The following is a 16,331-nucleotide window of genomic DNA, read 5'->3' on the forward strand; positions in this document are numbered from 1 at the left end:
GGTCATGCCACACCAACGCGTGATTGCACGCTGACACGACCTCTGCAATCATATGCGAATCATTATCACCTTAACTTAGATGTCGCGAGGTGCGCGTGTCGGTTCAGGATTCCAGCAATCAGCAGCTGGTCGGTCTGCTTTATCGCGACCATCGTGACTGGCTGTTCGGCTGGCTGCGCAGAAGCCTGAATTGTGCGCAGCGCGCCGAAGACCTGAGCCAGGACACCTTCGTTCGCCTGCTCGCTCGTGCTGACCTGCACACCCCACGCGAGCCCAGGGCCCTGCTTACCACCATCGCCAAAGGCCTGATGGTCGACCAGTTCCGCCGCAGCGCGCTGGAGCGCGCCTATCTGGAGGAACTCGCGCAAGCTCCCGAATCCGTGCAGCCGAGCCCGGAGGAACAAACCCTGGCACTGGAACAGCTGGCCGAGATCGACCGCCTGCTCGGACAGCTGTCGAGCAAGGCACGCGCGGCTTTCCTCTATAACCGCCTGGATGGTCTGGGCCACGCCGAGATCGCCGAGCGCCTGGGTGTGTCCGTCTCACGCGTGCGCCAGTACCTCGCCCAGGGCCTGCGCCAGTGCTACATCGCACTGTACGGGGTGGCGCAGTGAACCAGGTTTCGGCGCGCGTACTCGATGAAGCCATCGCCTGGCAGCTGTGCCTCGACTCGGGGGAAGCCAGCGAGCAGCAACGTCACGATTTCGCCGACTGGCTCGCCGCTCACCCGGAGCATGGCCTGGTCTGGCGGCGCCTCGGCGGTATCGACCAGCAACTCTCCGCCGCCAGCGCCCCCATGGCACGGCGCGCCCTGCTGCAGAGCAGCGTCAATCGTCGACGCAGCCTGCGCCGGTTTGGCGGCAGCGCTTTGGGCGTGCTGCTGGCCGCAGGCATGACACTGACGTTGCTGGCTCAGCAGCGCCCGCTGGGTGATTACCTCGCCGACTACCATACCGCCAGCGGTGAGCAGCGCGACCTGTTGCTCGCCGACCGCAGCCAGATTCGCCTCAACAGCCGCAGCGCACTGGATATCGAGTTCGACGACAACGAACGACGCCTGCATCTGCGTAGCGGCGAGATCCTGATTCAGACGGCCAAGGGCGATGCCCGCCCCTTCGTCGTAGAAACGGATCAAGGGCGCCTGCGCGCACTGGGCACGCGCTTTCTGGTGCGACGCGACGGCGCCGCCACCGAGTTGATCGTATTGCAGTCGGCGGTCGCGGCCAGACCGCTGGCTGGCTCGCAGGAGCGCGTCATTCACAGCGGTGAACAGGTGCGCATGGACAGCCAGCGCCTCAGCGACAGCAGCCCCGCCCCCGTCGGCGCCGACGCCTGGAGCCGCGGCATGCTGGTGGCGGACAACCTGCCGCTGCAGAGCCTGATCGACCAGCTTGGCGAATACCGCAGCGGTTATCTGAGCCTCGACCCGAGCCTGGCCGGGCTGCGTATTAGCGGCAGCTTCCCGCTGCATGACAGTGACAAGGCGCTGGCAGCATTGGCATTGAGCCTGCCAGTACGGGCCGAGCAACTGGGCCCTTGGTGGACTCGCGTGGTGCCGGCGGAAAAATAATTTTTTCCGCCCCTGTCACTTTTCGTTTCTGCTTCGGCAGAAGGGCATTGAGATACATTAACTCTTAGGAGAGATTCGCAATGTCCTTCCGCCCTGTCCCGTTCCGCCATACGCTGTTGGCCCTGACCATCGCCTTCGCCGGCCATGCCGGGCTGGCTCATGCGGAGCCCTATCAGTTGCCGGCCGGCCCCTTGGCCGCCACGCTCAACCAGATCGCCAGCCAGGCCGGCGTGACATTGAGCATCGATCCTGCGCTGACCGAGGGCAAACGCTCGGCACCGGTCAGCGGTGACTACGAAGCCATCGAAGCGCTCAATCAGGCGCTGCGTGGCACCGGCCTGCAGCTGCAAGGTAGCGGCGGCGCTTACAGTCTGGTCCCGGCAGCAGACGCAGCAGTTGCGCTACCGGACGTGACCGTCACCGCCAGCGAGCAGGCCGCCGAAACGGCTTTGGGCCCGACCCGCAGCTACCTGGCCAACCGCACAGCGACCGGCACCAAAACCGACACACCGCTGCTGGAAACGCCGCGCTCGATCTCCGTCGCCACCCGCGAACAGATGCAGGACCGCAAGGTCCAGAACCTCGATGACGCCGTGCGCTACATGCCGGGCGTGATCGCCAGCAGCTACGGCAGCGACAGCCGCGCCGACTGGATGAAGATCCGCGGTTTCGAGCCGATCCAGATGCTCGACGGCCTGCCGCTGCCCAAGGGCAGCTACACCATGGCCAAGCTGGAAACCTGGAATCTGGAGCGTGTCGCCGTGCTGCGCGGCCCCGCCTCGGCTGTGTATGGCCAGACGCCGCCCGGTGGCCTGGTGGATGCCGTCAGCCGCCGCCCGCAGGCTGAAAGCAGCCATGAAGTACAGGTCCAGGTCGGTAACTACAACCACAAGCAGATCAGCTTCGACAGCACTGGCAAGATCGATGATGAAGGCCAGTTTCTCTACCGTTTCAGCGGCACCGGCCGTGACAGCGGCACCACCGTCGAACATATTGACGATCAGCGTTTCAATCTCGCGCCAAGCCTGACCTGGAATATCGCCGACGACACCAAGCTGACCTTCCTCGGTCAGTTCAACCGTGACGATACCGGCGGCACCAGCCAGTTCCTGCCCCTGCAAGGCACCAAGCTGGGCACGCCGGCCGGCAAGGTCGACTACCACAAGAACCTTGGCGACCCTGATTGGGAGTTCTACGACAAGACCTTCTATGCGCTGGGCTACGCCTTCGAGCACCGTATCAACGATATCTGGCAGTTCAATCAGAACCTGCGCTACAGCAAGCTCGAACTGGATAACCAGATCATCACGGCCGGCGGCTGGGCCACTGCAGTGGCTGACGACGGCACCGTTGCGCGCGGCGCCAACGTGTACGACGAAAACATCAGCCACTTCGCTGTGGACAACAACTTCCAGGCCGACTTCAACACGGGCGCAATCGGGCACACCTTGCTGCTCGGCGTGGACTATCTGCGCGTCGACACCGATTACCGCTGGCTGTATGGCACGGCGCCGAGTAGCAACATCGTTCGCCCGATCTATGGTCAGGACTTCAGCGGCGTCGCCTACACCGCCTACCAGGACTACAACCAGAAACGCCGCAACACCGGCCTCTATCTGCAGGACCAGATGTCCCTCGACGCCTGGCGCCTGACCCTGGGTGGCCGCTGGGATCGCCTGGACACCGACTCGGTATTCCACAACGCCAACGATGCCAAGGATAGCCGCCGCGACAGCCAATTCAGCGGTAACGCGGCGCTGAGCTACGTGTTCGAATCGGGCTTCACGCCTTATGTGTCCTATGCCGAATCCTTCCAGGCCGAAGCGGGCGGTAATAGCGGCGCAGCATTCAAACCCAGCACCGGCAAGCAGTACGAACTGGGCATCAAGTACCAACCTCCGGGCAGCGACATGCTGTTCACCGCCGCCGTCTATGACCTGACGCGGCAGAACATCGTCACCACCAACATCGCCGGTGCCACCGAGCCAGTAAGCGAGGTAGAAGTTCGTGGCCTGGAGCTGGAAGCTACCGGCAACATCACCGAGAACCTCAGCCTGACCGCGTCCTACAGCTACACCAACAGCAAGATGACCGAGGTCGGCGACCCACGCGACAAGAACCGCGCCCTGCCGCTGATCCCCGAGCATCAGGCGTCGATCTGGGCCGACTATGACTGGACACAGGGTGCGCTGGCGGGCTTCGGCATTGGTTTTGGCGCCCGCTTCGTCGGTTCCACAGACAATATTGCCGTTGGCAACCTGGGTTTCGTGCGTGACGCATCCGACGGCCACAGCAGCGCTTACACCGTCTACGACGCTGCGGTGCGCTACGACCTCGGCCAACTCGATGGCAGCTTGCGCGGCGCCAGCATCTCGCTGAACGCCAACAACCTGTTCGACAAGGAATACCTGGCCACCTGCGACGGTTTCTACTGCTACGCCGGCGACCCGCGCCGGGTTACGGCGAGCCTCGACTACAAGTGGTAATCGGCTGAAAACAGGAGCCGCCCAATGGGCGGCTCCTGTCATTTACGCCGCTGTCAGTCGGCAGCGCCGCGCAACTCGGCAGCGCCTTTGAAGAACACCCCCATCAGCGCCACTCCAGCGCCGAGCAACGGCAGCAGTGCCAGCAGCATCAACAACACGCTGGCCAACATCAGCCCGCCGACGATATCCAGCCAGGCCATCACCTTCAGTGACTGGTAGGGATATTCCAGTTTCAGCAAACGTATCCCCAGCCAGGTCGTACAGCTGCCCATCAGACACAGCAGCACCATATAGCTCAGCGTCTGCCAGTCCAGCCCGGCAAATAGCTGCTCGCCGAATAGCACATCAGCCAGCTCCAGCAACAGGGAAACGAGCAACACGGCCCATACCGGCGCGCTCAGATTGCGCGCTGCGAAGCGGGCCTCGGCAAAGGCCTTGAAGCGCAGCAGCAGATAGCAACCAAGCAGTACCAGCACCAGACCCAGCCAGTCGGTGTAGGCGAACAACAGCTCGGCCTCCTGCGCGTCCAGCAGCGCCCCGGCGAACAGCAGCGCGACCACCAGGGTATTGATCAGCACCGAGACCAGCGCCAGCCAGCCCAGTACCCGCAACTGCCTGGCACTCCAACCCGGCAACGCCTGGACCCCGGCCCCCTCGAGCAAGTCCGCCTGTGGCGCACGGTAAGGATTGTCCGGTTGCATCGCCTTTTATCCTTGTTCGGCCAAACCCCGAGGCTAACCACCTGCGCAACGCTTGACCAGACTGTATGGCCCAACCCAGCCATGGCTGTACCGCGACGCCGCTGCGGTGGCGCAATAGGCTTTGCCAGTCCCCGGAGAACGACCATGTCCACCGAACTGCTGCTCGCCTTCATTGCCTTCGCCTTCGTCACCTCTGTGACGCCCGGCCCCAACAACATGATGCTGCTCGCCTCCGGCGTGAACTTCGGCGTACGCCGCAGCATTCCGCACATGCTCGGCATCAGCCTCGGCTTCATGCTGCTGGTGGCGGCCGTGGGTCTGGGTCTTGGCCAGGTCTTCCAGCGCCTGCCGGTGCTGCACGATGTGCTGCGCTATGTCGGCGCTGCGTATCTGCTCTACCTGGCCTGGAAGATCGCCCAGTCCGGCGCGCCGCAAAGCCGCGAGAATCCCGAGGCAAAGCCGTTCACCTTCATCCAGGCTGCCGCCTTTCAGTGGGTGAACCCGAAGGCGTGGATCATGGCCATCGGTGCCATTACCACCTACACACCGCAAGATGGCTTCTTCAGCAACGTGTTGCTGATCGCGGCCCTGTTCGCCCTGGTCAACTGCCCCAGCGTGGGCTTATGGACCATCGCCGGTAGCCTGCTGCGCAAATGGCTGAACAACCCGCGCGCGCTGCGCGCCTTCAACATCGGCATGGCGCTGCTGCTGGTCGCCTCGCTCTATCCCATCATCGTCGACACTGGAATGTTCTGATGCAAGACGCCGCCCCTACCCGCCTGCGCCCACTGGCGGACACCTCCACCTCGGCCGTGGTCGCTGGCTTCATCGCCATGCTCACCGGCTATACCAGCTCTCTGGTGCTGATGTTCCAGGCCGGCCAGGCTGCCGGCCTTACTGCCGGGCAGATTTCCTCGTGGATCTGGGCGCTGTCGATCGGCATGGCGCTGTGCTGCATCGTGCTCTCGCTGCGCTATCGCGCGCCTGTGATGATCGCCTGGTCCACCCCGGGCGCCGCGCTGTTGATCACCAGCCTGCCGGAAGTTTCCTATGGCCAGGCGATTGGCGCCTATATCCTGGCCTCAGGCCTGATCGTGCTGATCGGCCTGACCGGTACCTTCGACCGCCTGATGCGCCGCATCCCGGCCTCCATCGCCGCCGCCCTGCTGGCCGGCGTGCTGTTCAAGATCGGCCTGGAAATCTGCGTGGCCGCCGAACAGCAGCCGATTCTGGTGGTCGCCATGCTGCTCGCCTACCTGCTCGGCAAACGCCTGTGGCCGCGCTACTCGGTGCTTTGTGCGCTGATCGTCGGCAGCGTGCTGGCCGCGGTCTTCGGTCTGCTGGATTTCAGCGATTTCCAGCTGCAACTGGCAACACCCGAATGGACGACGCCCAGCTTCTCCCTGGCCGCGGCGATCAGCATCGGCATCCCGCTGTTCATCGTCGCCATGGCCTCGCAGAACCTGCCGGGCATGGCCGTACTGCGTGCCAATGGCTATGACGTGCCGGCCTCGCCGCTGCTGACCAGCACCGGCCTGGTGTCGATTCTGATGGCGCCGTTCGGCAGCCACGGGATTCACATGGCTGCCATCAGCGCCGCCATCTGCGCCGGCCCGGAGGCTCATGAAGACCCGCGCAAGCGCTACACCGCTGCGGTCTGGTGCGGGGTGTTCTACGCCATCGCCGGCACCTTTGGCGCCGCCCTGGCCTCGCTGTTCGCCGCGCTGCCGGCAGCGCTGATCCTGTCCATCGCCGCGCTGGCACTCTTCGCCTCGATCATTGGCGGCCTGACCCAGGCCATGAGCGAGCCCAACGAGCGCGAAGCGGCGCTGATCACGTTCCTGGTCACCGCTTCCGGCATGACTCTGGCCGGAGTCGGCTCGGCGTTCTGGGGTATCGTCGCCGGCCTGCTGACGCTGGCCGTGCTGAACTGGGGCAAGCGGTAGATTCTCTGTAGCCGGATGCAATCCGGGAACGCTCTGCCAGGCCGCCCCGGATTGCATCCGGGCTACGGTTTCCGTCGAAAGTGGGAGGGGCTTTAGCCGCGATCATCGCAGGCAAAGCCTCTCTCACTCTCGCTGGCTCTAGGCCCTCTCCCCTGGCCCTACTACCGGCTCGGCCAGTTCGGCGCCATGCACACGATTGACCCACAAGCCGAACAACGCCGCCGTGATGAACATGATCAGGCTGTAGATGGCTGCCGGAATCGCCATGGTCGGGTTGTTCAGCAGCGCCGGGCTCAGCGCCAGGGCGATGGCCAGCGTGCCATTGTGAATGCCGATTTCCATGGCGATGGCGATCGCCTGACGCAGGTTGAGCTTGAGCAAGCGCGGCACGCAGTAACCCACCGCCATGCTCAGCAGATTGAAGGCCAGCGCCGCACCGCCCACCGAAGGCGCATAGTCGACGAAGGTGCGCCAGTCCTTGGCCGCCGCCAAGAGGATGATCAGCAGCAGGAACAGCGCCGAGATGATCTTCACCGGCTTCTGCATGCGCTCGGCGAACGCAGGGAAACGGCTGCGCAACCACATGCCGATCGCCACCGGGCCGAGGACGATGATGAACACCTGCACCACCTTGGCGAACTGCAGCGGGATGGCCTGATCGGCGGACATGAAGTACGCCAGCGACAGGTTGACGATCAGCGGCATTGTCAGAATCGCGATCACCGAATTGACCGCGGTGAGGGTGATGTTCAGCGCCACGTCGCCATGGGCCAGGTGGCTATAGAGATTCGCCGTGGTGCCGCCCGGCGAAGCCGCCAGCAGCATCAGGCCGACGGCCAACGCCGGTGCCAGGCCGAACGCCTTGGCCAGGAAGAAGCAGGCCAGCGGCAACAGCAGCAACTGACAGGCCAGGCCGATCAGCACCGGCTTGGGGAATTTGGCCACGCGGGCGAAGTCAGCCAGGCTCAGCGACAGGCCAAGCCCGAGCATGATGATGCCCAGCGCAGCGGGAAGGAAAAACGTCAGCAAGGGATCGGCGGTCATTATTGTTATCGCTCCAGTTGAACCTGGCAGGATTTTGCGCAGTCAGGCCACCACTGACAGTGGCCCTGCGTGCCAACCTTAGCCTGCTTGCAGACTACCGGGCTAGAGCCATCAGATTGCGGTAGCGCCGCCATCGACCGCCAACGCATGGCCGGTGGTGAACGCGGCATGGTCGCTGCAGAGGTAGAGCACCGCGGCGGCGATTTCCTCGACCTTGCCGATGCGCCCGACCGGGTGCATGGCGGCGGCGAACTCGGCTTTCTTCGGATCGGCTTCATAGGCGCGGCGGAACATATCGGTGTCGATCACCGCCGGGCACACCGCGTTAACGCGGACTTTCTTCTTCGCGTATTCCACCGCCGCAGATTTGGTCAGGCCGATCACCGCATGCTTGGATGCTGCATAGATGCTCATCTTCGGCGCCGCCCCGAGACCGGCTACCGATGCGGTATTGACGATTGCACCACCGCCCTGGGCCAGTAGCAGCGGAATCTGGTGCTTCATGCACAACCACACGCCCTTGACGTTGACGCCCATGATCGCGTCGAACTCGGCCTCGTTGCCATCGGCCAGCTTGCCCTGCTCGATCTCGATGCCGGCGTTATTGAATGCGTAGTCGAGGCGGCCATACTGTGCCACGGTGGCGTCCAACAGCGCCTTGACCTCGGCGTCGCGGGTCACGTCGCAGCGCACGAAGCAGGCCTCGCCACCGGCCGCGTGAATAAGCTCGACGGTGCCCTCACCGCCTGCCACATCCACGTCGGAAACCACCACCTTCAGCCCTTCGGCGGCGAATGCCTGGGCCGTGGCACGGCCAATGCCGGCGGCACCGCCGGTGACCAAGGCGACCAAGCCGGAGAACGTCATGCTCATGTCTGCTTCCTCGCAGCGATTCGTGTTGAATTGGCGAGGAGTCTAGCCAGCAAGCCAGACGGCGAGCAGCACTATTAGACTCTAGAGTGGTGGGTCATGCAGGGCACTGATGGCGACTCCACCAGCGCGGCGCTGCGATCAGCGGACAGCCCGGATCAAATCCGGTAAAGATCGGACGGCGTGCCAGGCCGCCCTGGATCTCATCCAGGCTACAGGGCTCAGGCGCGCAGTTCTGCGACCACAGCAGCCAAGGCCTGCGCCGGATCGGCGGCCTGACTGATCGGGCGACCGATCACCAGGTAATCGGAGCCGGCCTCCAGCGCCTGGCTCGGGGTGAGGATGCGCTTCTGGTCGTCGGCGCTGCTGCCGGCAGGGCGGATGCCCGGGGTCACCAGTTGCAGGCGCGGCTGCGCGACCTTCAGCGCGCGGGCCTCCTGCGCCGAGCAGACCAGGCCATCGAGCCCGGCCTCGGCGGCCAGACCGGCCAGGCGCAGCACCTGTTCCTGCGGCGGCACGTCGAGACCGATGCCGGCCAGATCCTGCTGTTCCATGCTGGTCAGCACCGTCACTCCGATCAGCAGCGGCTTGGCACCCGCCAGCTTGTCCAGCTCGTTACGACAGGCCGCCATCATGCGCAGACCACCGGAACAGTGCACGTTCACCATCCACACACCCATTTCCGCCGCGGCCTTGACCGCCATGGCCGTAGTGTTGGGAATGTCGTGGAATTTCAGATCAAGAAACAGCTCGAAACCCTTGGCCTGCAGCGCCTCGACCACCTGCGGCCCGCTGCGGGTGAACAGCTCCTTGCCGACCTTGACCCGGCACAGCGCCGGGTCGAGCTGATCGGCCAGGGCCAGAGCGGCATCCTGGCTGGGAAAGTCGAGGGCGACGATGATCGGAGTTTGGCAGGCGGGCATGGGCAAGTCTCGGACAGATGAAAAAACGCCGCGCATTGTAGCGCAAAGCTCGCCGGCACTGGTCGCGGCTGAAGCCCTGCCATCAGCAGCCCGTAGCCCGGATGCGATCCGGGGTGTTGGCTTCGGCACAAAGGCATCGCGGCTGAAGCGGAGTGCCGCCCAGCCGCTCCTACAGATAGCCACAGCCTCGTAGGAGCGGCTTCAGCCGCGAAAACGCTTAAGGGCAGCCAGCCGATCAGGCAATCAGACGCTCACGCAGGCGCCCGAGCATGCCCATCAGGCTGCCCACCTTCTCCTGTTCGCGCTCGTCACACGGCACCTCGGCCAGGCGGGTGACCAGCTGTTGCGGCTGCGCGCGCCAGATCAGGGCCTGCTCGGCAGCGGCCTTGAGGCCCTTCTCGAACAGACCACGGCGAACCGGCTTGGGCAGATAGCGGAAGATTTGCGCCTCGTTGACCAGGCGTAGCAGCGCCTGGGTATCCTGAAAGGACGTGACCACCAGGCTGAGCAGGCGTGGATGGGCTTGCGCCAGGGTCTTGAGCAGCGGCGCGGTGTCTTCGCCGGCCAGTATCAGGTCGCTGACCAACATGTCCACGCGCTCGTTGTTAAGCTGCAGCATGGCCTCGGCCAGGTTGCGCGCACGCAGCAGGCGATGCCCGCCCGCGACACAGAAGTCGCCGACGACGCCGAGCGTATCCGGCTCGTCGTCGAGCAACAGCAGAGTCAGCGGCGCGCTCAGTTGCTCGCTGGCGACGGTTTGCAGCGGCTGCGCCTGGCGCACGGCCAGTTCAGCCGCCTGGCGCAGGGTGAAGGCCATTTCCTGCTGATCCCAGGGCTTGGTCAGGTAGCGGAAGATGCCGCCGTTGTTCAACGCCTCCACCGCGGCATCCAGATCGGAATAACCGGTCAGCAGAATGCGCAAGGTGTTCGGCGCGATCTCGCGCGCTTCGGCGAGCAGCTGCGCCCCGCTCATCTGCGGCATGCGCTGATCGCTGACCAGCACGTGAATCTGCTCCTCGCGCAGGCGCTGCAACGCGCGCAGCGGGTCGCTTTCGGTCAGCACCTCGTAATGGCGGCGAAACTGCAGGGCGAGACTGCGCAGAATGCGCTCCTCGTCGTCGACGAACATGATGCGAACGGGTGCAGACATCAGGCGCTCCTTTTCATGGCGACGGTGGCGGGCAGTGGCAGGCTGATGAGAAAGCGCGTGCCTCGCCCTGGCTCGGAGGCAACGCGAATCTGGCCGCCATGGTCCTGGACGATCTTGTAGCTGATGGATAAACCCAGGCCGGTGCCCTGGCCGACCGGTTTGGTGGTGAAGAAAGGGTCGAAAATCTTTGCCATGACCTCGGGCGGCATGCCACGGCCGTTGTCCTGCAGCGAGATGTGAATGCCCTGGGCATTGGCCCAGCTGCGAATCTGGATGCGCCCCATGCCATCGATGGCCTGGGCGGCGTTGGTCAGCAAGTTGAGTAGCACCTGGTTGATCTGCGATGGCGCGCAGGCGATACGCGGCAGCTCACCCAGTTGCTGCACAACTTCGGCCTTGTCCTTGATGTTATTGCGAGCGATCAGCAGCGCGCTGCGGATGCAGTCGTTGAGGTCGACTTCCTCGCTCATGGCGCGATCGAGACGGGCGAAATCCTTGAGACCGACCACCAGTTCGGCGATCTGCTCCAGGCCGTAAAGGGTGTCGCCATACAGCTGCTGCAGGTCCTCGGCGAGCAGCTCCGGCGCGGCCTGTTGGCGAGCCTGCTCGGCAGCCTGCAATGCCTGAGCAAGGCTCGCCTCGTCACAATCGGGGTCGCTCAGGCATTGGCCCAGCCGCGCCTGGGCGGCGGCCAGTTCGAACAGCGGCTCGCTCAGCTCGCGCAGCAATTGCACGTTGTTCTTCACGTAGCCCAGCGGCGTGTTCAGTTCATGGGCGACACCGGCGACCATCTGCCCGAGCGATGCCATCTTTTCCGACTGCAGCAGCTGCGCCTGGGATTCCTTGAGGTCCACCAGTGCCTGGCGCAGCACGCGGTTGCGCTGAGCAACGCGCGCCTCCATGGCTTTGAGCAGGTCCAGTACCGTGCCCAGACCGCAGTACTCGCCCTGAGCATTAATCAGGATGAAGTCCTCGGTGATCGGATACTGCAGCTGGGCGGTGACCTGCTTGGAAGCCTCCTCCAGGTTTGCTTCGAGGCTGACGATCAGCGGTGCGGTATTCATCACGTCGCCAACCGGGTGACGGCCGCGCAGATCGCGTCCGAAGCGCTGCATGAAGATGTCCTGCAGCGTGACACGGCTGACCAGGCCAAGCGGCCGGTTGTTTCCGTCCACTATCGGCAGAGACAGGAAAGCGCGATGTTCGGCCGCCAGGAACAAGTCGGCGACCTCGTTGATACTGGTCGATGCGGCTAGCGGGTTGACGTCCCGCATCAGCGATTGCAGCGCTCTGGCATGGGTCACGAACGGCCTCCCCGTGCGTTCGGAAAGCCATCATTCAAACAGTGCCAGGTTGCCATCATGTGACAGCCGTCACACGCGGATGCGCCAGGTGGGTGCATCGAGCCCTCCTCTGCACCCTTTTCATTCACCGGCGACGACCGGCACGCGCCAGAGGCTGTGCGCACTCGGCAATCCGGCCCTGGCATGAGCGCTGCACGGCAAGCACATCCTTTTCGCCACGGGTTGCAGCCATGCCCTACCAGACCACCATCGGCAGCCTGGTCTACCGTTTCGCCGACCTCAAGACGCTGCTGGCCAAGGCCAGCCCGGCGCGCTCCGGCGACTACCTGGCCGGGCTCGCTGCCGCCACCTATGAAGAGCGCATGGCGGCCAAGCTGGCGCTGGCCGATGTGCCGCTCAAGCGTTTTCTCGACGAGGCACTGATTCCCTACGAGCAGGACGAAGTCACCCGCCTGATCATCGACCGCCATGACGCCGCCGCATTCGCCCCGATCAGCCACCTTACGGTCGGCGACCTGCGCGACTGGCTGCTGCTGGAGAGGACCGACAGCGCGCGACTGGCCGCAGTGGCCACCGGGCTGACACCGGAGATGGTCGCGGCGGTGAGCAAGCTGATGCGCAATCAGGATCTGATCCTGGTGGCGCGCAAATGCCGGGTGATCAGCCGCTTTCGCAACACCCTGGGCCTGCCCGGGCACCTTGCCGTGCGCCTGCAGCCCAATCATCCCACCGACGACGTGCGCGGCATCGCCGCCAGTATGCTCGACGGCCTGCTCTATGGCTCCGGCGACGCCACGGTCGGCATCAATCCGGCCAGCGATTCGCTGCCAACGCTGATGCGCCTGTGGCAGATGATGGACGAGGTACGCCAGCACTTCGAGATTCCCATGCAGAGCTGCGTGCTCACCCATGTCACCACGCAGATCCAGGCCATCGAGGCCGGCGCGCCGATCGATCTGGTGTTCCAGTCCATCGCCGGCACCGAGGCCGCCAACGCCGGCTTCGGCGTCTCCCTGGCGATCCTGCACGAGGCCCACGAGGCCGCACTGTCGTTGGGACGCGGCACTTTGGGTGATAACGTCATGTATTTCGAAACCGGCCAGGGCAGCGCGTTGTCGGCCGGCGGCCACCATGGCGTCGACCAGCAGACCTGCGAGGCGCGCGCCTACGCCGTGGCCCGCGAATTTCGCCCGCTGCTGGTCAACACCGTGGTCGGTTTCATCGGCCCGGAATACCTCTACGACGGCAAGCAGATCATCCGCGCCGGGCTGGAGGATCACTTCTGCGCCAAGCTGCTCGGCCTGCCGATGGGTTGCGACGTCTGTTACACCAACCACGCCGAAGCCGATCAGGACGACATGGACAGCCTGCTCACCCTGCTCGGCGCGGCCGGTATCAACTTCATCATGGGCATCCCGGGCGCCGACGACATCATGCTCAATTATCAGAGCACCTCGTTCCACGATGCGCTGTACCTGCGCAGCGTGCTGGGCCTGAAACGCGCCCCGGAGTTCGATGCCTGGCTGGCGCGCATGGCCATTACCGAACCGACCGGCCGCCTGCGCGACATCGGCCGCGGCCACCACCTGCTCAAGCAACTGCCGCATATCTCGGGAGCCGCGTGATGACCGACGACCTGATCCAGCACAATCCCTGGGACGAATTGCGCGCGCACACCTCGGCGCGCATCGCCCTCGGCCGCGTCGGCTGCAGCCTGCCCACTCGCGAGGTGCTCAAGTTCGGCCTGGCCCACGCCCAGGCGCGCGACGCCGTGCATCGCCCGCTGGACTTCGCCGAGCTCAGGCATCAGTTGCACACAGCCGGTTTTCGCGCGCTGAAAGTGCGTAGCAACGCCGAAGACCGGCAGACCTACCTGCTGCGACCGGATCATGGCCGCCACCTGCACGGCGACTGCCAGGTGCAACTGCAACACGAACTGCCTGCGCCAGAAATCGCCATCGTGCTGGCCGACGGTCTGTCGGCCATCGCCGTACAACGCCATGCCCTGCTGTTGCTGCAGGCCTTTCGCGATCGCTTCGCTACCGACTGGGCCAACACTCCCGTGGTGCTGGCCGAGCAAGGGCGCGTGGCGATTGGCGACGGTATCGGTGAAGCGCTACGCGCCCGCCTGGTGATCGTGATGATTGGCGAACGCCCGGGCCTGACCTCACCGGACAGCCTGGGCCTGTACCTGACCTACGCGCCGCGGCTGGGCTGCCCGGACAGCGCACGCAACTGCATCTCCAACGTGCGCCCGGAAGGTCTGCCCTACGAGCTGGCCGCGCACAAGCTCGACTACCTGGCGCGCCAGGCGCTACGGCTGCAACTGAGCGGCGTGCGGCTCAAGGACGAGAGCACCCTGCAAGCCGTGGCACTACAGGCCAACTGACAAGTCTCCGAACGCGGGGTATGGTGAAGGCTCAATTCCCCCGTGAGGACTCGTCATGCCCTGGTACGTCTGGCTGTTGCTGGTACTGGTCTTCGGCTCGGTGATCGGTAGTCTGCTGGTGCTGCGCAGCAGCGCCAAGAAGATGCGCCTGAGCGAGGACCAGCTAGAACGCATGCGTAAACGCGCCATCGAGCAAGAAGCCAAGGACGCGCGCGAGCGCCAGCGTTAGGCGCGTCCACTCCCCTCGCCTGGGCAGACAGCCTGCTAGACTGCGCGCCTTCCAAGGAGAAGGTGCCATGCCCCTGCATCTGCGCTTGCTGTTCCCCGCGCTTACCCTCGCCCTGGGCACGGGGCTAGGCTTCATCGAGCCCATCGGCCTGCTGCTGGGCAGCCTGTTCGTCATGCTCCTGCTAACCGGCGAACGGTATCTGCCGAAGTGGCGGTGGTTACCCCTGATTTTGCTCGGCGGGATCGCTCTGGCGGCACATCTCGTCCCTGGTTTCCGCCCCTGGCAACTGTGGCCGCCGCGCCTCGTCAGCCCGGACGCCACGCCCTACGCGCTGCGCCTTTCCTGGGACAAACTCCTGCTCGGTAGCGCTTTGCTCGGCTGGTGGCTTGGGCAGACCCGCCGGCCCGTCATATCACTGAAATACGCAGGGCTAGTGTGCCTCGCCACACTGCTGCTGGTGCCGGTATCGGCGATCGCATTGGGCCTGGTCGCCTGGCAACCGAAATGGCCGCAAGGCTTGCTGCTGTGGCTGGCAGTCAACCTGGGCGTGGCGGTGCTGGCGGAGGAACTGCTGTTTCGCGGCGTGCTGCAACCGGCGCTGGTCGGACGTATGGGTACCTGGCCCGGCTTGCTGCTGACGGCGGGCCTGTTCGGCGCAGCCCACTTGCCTTTCAGTGTGCTATTCGCCGTGGTGGCGACTTGTGCGGGATTGGGCTATGGGCTGGCCTTTCACTACAGCGGCCGCATCAGCCTGACCATCGCGCTGCATGCAGCGGTCAATCTGCTGCATATTTCGTTGCTGAGCTACCCGCTAAAGCTGGCATGACGGCAATTCGGTAAGGCGAGAAGATGCGCTGCAGCTCGCCGCTGACCCGCAGTTGCTCGAGCAGCGCAGTGAAGCGTTCAGGGCTTATCGGCGCACCGCGACGAATCATCGCGTGATGGCGATAGACCTGATCGATTCGCTCGGAGATCAGCAACTGGCGTGCTTGGTCGCGATTACGCTTGATGAAATCGTAAAGGTTCGAGCGAGTGACCAGCGCGACATCGGCTCGCCCGCGCAGCACCATCAGCAGATTGCTGTCATGCGAATGACCGAGGTTGGCGTTGAAGGTGGTAGTGAGGAACTCCGGATCGCTGTTGAACTGGGCAAAACCGTAGTGATAACCCCGGTAGAGTGCCAGGCGCTTGCCAGCGAGCTGCTCGAAGTATTGCTGGCCGCGCAGTTCCTCGCTTCTGGCAACGAATAGCTCGGCATCCTCCAGGCCCATATCGATGGCTTCGGCGTCGATATCCTGCCAGCCCCACTCGGGATTCTCGAATATCGCCATGTCGATACGCCCGCGCTGCAGGTCGCCGAAACGGCGCACGATGGCAGTGGGCAGCATGGTGAAGTGGTATTCGCTCTGCGCGTTATTGAGCGCCTCGAGCAATTGCGGCAGAAGCCCGCTCGACTCCTGCAGGTTGGACTTGATCACATAGGGTGGGAAATGCGCGCCGCCGACCTTGACCACCTCGGCAGCGCAAAGAAAACCGGCAAGCAACAGACACAAGGCACCCACACATCCATGAACCCAGCGCCGCATATGCCGCATCTCGAATCCTCAATTCCTTCTGCCAGTGGAGTGCAGCCTACCCGAGTCTCTTCTGACCGACCAGATAGATTTTATGGCGTCAGCACTTTGTTGTCTGATAGCAGACGATAGCCTCAATTTAAGG

16 protein-coding genes are annotated in these 16,331 nt (G+C 64.3%); 9 read left to right on the plus strand and 7 right to left on the minus strand.

Annotated elements, in window-relative coordinates:
* The first annotated feature begins 95 nt into the window (after window positions 1-95).
* The 3 genes from B2U07_RS02430 (at window position 96) to B2U07_RS02440 (ending at window position 4,056) form a co-directional block, all read left to right on the plus strand.
* Window positions 96-614, plus strand: a complete 519-nt coding sequence (locus tag B2U07_RS02430; RefSeq protein ID WP_275544824.1) for an RNA polymerase sigma factor — start codon at window positions 96-98, stop codon at window positions 612-614.
* Window positions 611-1,570 (plus strand): FecR domain-containing protein, encoded by a 960-nt coding sequence (locus B2U07_RS02435; RefSeq protein ID WP_275544823.1) that lies wholly within the window; start codon window positions 611-613, stop codon window positions 1,568-1,570. The genes B2U07_RS02430 and B2U07_RS02435 overlap by 4 nt, the downstream gene beginning before the upstream one ends.
* Window positions 1,571-1,650: 80 nt before the next feature.
* On the plus strand, window positions 1,651-4,056 hold the full coding sequence (locus tag B2U07_RS02440) for a TonB-dependent siderophore receptor (RefSeq protein ID WP_275544822.1): 2,406 nt from the start codon (window positions 1,651-1,653) through the stop codon (window positions 4,054-4,056).
* Between the two features lie 53 nt (window positions 4,057-4,109).
* On the opposite strand, the gene B2U07_RS02445 is transcribed toward B2U07_RS02440, so the two are convergent.
* The gene (locus B2U07_RS02445; protein WP_275544821.1) at window positions 4,110-4,757 is read right to left on the minus strand and encodes a hypothetical protein; all 648 of its coding nucleotides are present in this window, start codon (window positions 4,755-4,757) and stop codon (window positions 4,110-4,112) included.
* 144 nt (window positions 4,758-4,901) lie between these two features.
* On the opposite strand from B2U07_RS02445, the gene B2U07_RS02450 reads away from it, so the two are divergent.
* Both B2U07_RS02450 and B2U07_RS02455 read left to right on the plus strand, forming a co-directional pair.
* Complete coding sequence (locus B2U07_RS02450) at window positions 4,902-5,513, plus strand: LysE family translocator (RefSeq protein ID WP_275544820.1); 612 nt, start codon at window positions 4,902-4,904, stop codon at window positions 5,511-5,513.
* On the plus strand, window positions 5,513-6,703 hold the full coding sequence (locus B2U07_RS02455) for a benzoate/H(+) symporter BenE family transporter (RefSeq protein WP_275544819.1): 1,191 nt from the start codon (window positions 5,513-5,515) through the stop codon (window positions 6,701-6,703). The genes B2U07_RS02450 and B2U07_RS02455 overlap by 1 nt, the downstream gene beginning before the upstream one ends.
* Before the next feature lie 138 nt (window positions 6,704-6,841).
* Here the strand turns inward: B2U07_RS02455 and B2U07_RS02460 are convergent, their stop codons facing one another.
* From B2U07_RS02460 to B2U07_RS02480, 5 genes are all read right to left on the minus strand, one after another.
* The gene (locus B2U07_RS02460; RefSeq protein ID WP_275544818.1) at window positions 6,842-7,747 is read right to left on the minus strand and encodes a bile acid:sodium symporter family protein; all 906 of its coding nucleotides are present in this window, start codon (window positions 7,745-7,747) and stop codon (window positions 6,842-6,844) included.
* A gap of 111 nt (window positions 7,748-7,858) precedes the next feature.
* Window positions 7,859-8,620 carry an SDR family oxidoreductase gene (locus B2U07_RS02465; protein ID WP_296275649.1) on the minus strand — a complete coding sequence of 254 codons (762 nt, stop codon included), beginning with the start codon at window positions 8,618-8,620 and terminating at the stop codon, window positions 7,859-7,861.
* A gap of 218 nt (window positions 8,621-8,838) precedes the next feature.
* Window positions 8,839-9,540, minus strand: a complete 702-nt coding sequence (gene pyrF, locus B2U07_RS02470) for an orotidine-5'-phosphate decarboxylase (RefSeq protein ID WP_275544817.1) — start codon at window positions 9,538-9,540, stop codon at window positions 8,839-8,841.
* A 235-nt stretch (window positions 9,541-9,775) separates the two neighbouring features.
* Window positions 9,776-10,693, minus strand: coding sequence for a response regulator (locus B2U07_RS02475; RefSeq protein WP_296276268.1), 918 nt, complete (start codon window positions 10,691-10,693; stop codon window positions 9,776-9,778).
* Window positions 10,690-11,964 (minus strand): sensor histidine kinase, encoded by a 1,275-nt coding sequence (locus tag B2U07_RS02480; RefSeq protein ID WP_275545335.1) that lies wholly within the window; start codon window positions 11,962-11,964, stop codon window positions 10,690-10,692. The genes B2U07_RS02475 and B2U07_RS02480 overlap by 4 nt, the downstream gene beginning before the upstream one ends.
* A 260-nt stretch (window positions 11,965-12,224) precedes the next feature.
* On the opposite strand from B2U07_RS02480, the gene B2U07_RS02485 reads away from it, so the two are divergent.
* The 4 genes from B2U07_RS02485 to B2U07_RS02500 all read left to right on the plus strand — a co-directional run bounded on the left by B2U07_RS02485 (window position 12,225) and on the right by B2U07_RS02500 (window position 15,438).
* A complete protein-coding gene (locus tag B2U07_RS02485; RefSeq protein WP_275544816.1) occupies window positions 12,225-13,619 on the plus strand; it encodes an ethanolamine ammonia-lyase subunit EutB in 1,395 nt (464 codons plus the stop codon).
* The gene (gene eutC, locus B2U07_RS02490; protein ID WP_275544815.1) at window positions 13,619-14,383 is read left to right on the plus strand and encodes an ethanolamine ammonia-lyase subunit EutC; all 765 of its coding nucleotides are present in this window, start codon (window positions 13,619-13,621) and stop codon (window positions 14,381-14,383) included. Before B2U07_RS02485 ends, eutC begins: the two co-directional genes overlap by 1 nt.
* Window positions 14,384-14,438: 55 nt before the next feature.
* Window positions 14,439-14,612 (plus strand): DUF2897 family protein, encoded by a 174-nt coding sequence (locus tag B2U07_RS02495; RefSeq protein ID WP_161865283.1) that lies wholly within the window; start codon window positions 14,439-14,441, stop codon window positions 14,610-14,612.
* A 67-nt stretch (window positions 14,613-14,679) separates the two neighbouring features.
* Window positions 14,680-15,438: a CPBP family intramembrane glutamic endopeptidase gene (locus tag B2U07_RS02500; RefSeq protein WP_275544814.1), complete on the plus strand. Its 759-nt coding sequence runs from the start codon at window positions 14,680-14,682 to the stop codon at window positions 15,436-15,438.
* Here B2U07_RS02500 and B2U07_RS02505 read toward each other — a convergent pair.
* The gene (locus tag B2U07_RS02505) at window positions 15,389-16,207 is read right to left on the minus strand and encodes a substrate-binding periplasmic protein (protein WP_419096305.1); all 819 of its coding nucleotides are present in this window, start codon (window positions 16,205-16,207) and stop codon (window positions 15,389-15,391) included. The two genes, B2U07_RS02500 and B2U07_RS02505, sit on opposite strands and share 50 nt — an antisense overlap.
* Between the last annotated feature and the right edge of the window lie 124 nt (window positions 16,208-16,331).

The sequence above is a fragment of the Pseudomonas sp. UBA7530 genome (assembly GCF_002479365.1).
Classification (GTDB): Bacteria; Pseudomonadota; Gammaproteobacteria; order Pseudomonadales; family Pseudomonadaceae; genus Aquipseudomonas.

Coding starts and splice junctions, on each gene's coding strand:
- B2U07_RS02440 (WP_275544822.1), top strand. CDS start 1,651: ATGTCCTTCCGCCCTGTCCCGTTCCGCCATACGCTGTTGGCCCTGACC.
- B2U07_RS02445 (WP_275544821.1), bottom strand. CDS start 4,757: ATGCAACCGGACAATCCTTACCGTGCGCCACAGGCGGACTTGCTCGAG.
- B2U07_RS02450 (WP_275544820.1), top strand. CDS start 4,902: ATGTCCACCGAACTGCTGCTCGCCTTCATTGCCTTCGCCTTCGTCACC.
- B2U07_RS02455 (WP_275544819.1), top strand. CDS start 5,513: ATGCAAGACGCCGCCCCTACCCGCCTGCGCCCACTGGCGGACACCTCC.
- B2U07_RS02460 (WP_275544818.1), bottom strand. CDS start 7,747: ATGACCGCCGATCCCTTGCTGACGTTTTTCCTTCCCGCTGCGCTGGGC.
- B2U07_RS02465 (WP_296275649.1), bottom strand. CDS start 8,620: ATGAGCATGACGTTCTCCGGCTTGGTCGCCTTGGTCACCGGCGGTGCC.
- pyrF (WP_275544817.1), bottom strand. CDS start 9,540: ATGCCCGCCTGCCAAACTCCGATCATCGTCGCCCTCGACTTTCCCAGC.
- B2U07_RS02480 (WP_275545335.1), bottom strand. CDS start 11,964: ATGCGGGACGTCAACCCGCTAGCCGCATCGACCAGTATCAACGAGGTC.
- B2U07_RS02485 (WP_275544816.1), top strand. CDS start 12,225: ATGCCCTACCAGACCACCATCGGCAGCCTGGTCTACCGTTTCGCCGAC.
- eutC (WP_275544815.1), top strand. CDS start 13,619: ATGACCGACGACCTGATCCAGCACAATCCCTGGGACGAATTGCGCGCG.
- B2U07_RS02495 (WP_161865283.1), top strand. CDS start 14,439: ATGCCCTGGTACGTCTGGCTGTTGCTGGTACTGGTCTTCGGCTCGGTG.
- B2U07_RS02500 (WP_275544814.1), top strand. CDS start 14,680: ATGCCCCTGCATCTGCGCTTGCTGTTCCCCGCGCTTACCCTCGCCCTG.
- B2U07_RS02505 (WP_419096305.1), bottom strand. CDS start 16,207: ATGCGGCATATGCGGCGCTGGGTTCATGGATGTGTGGGTGCCTTGTGT.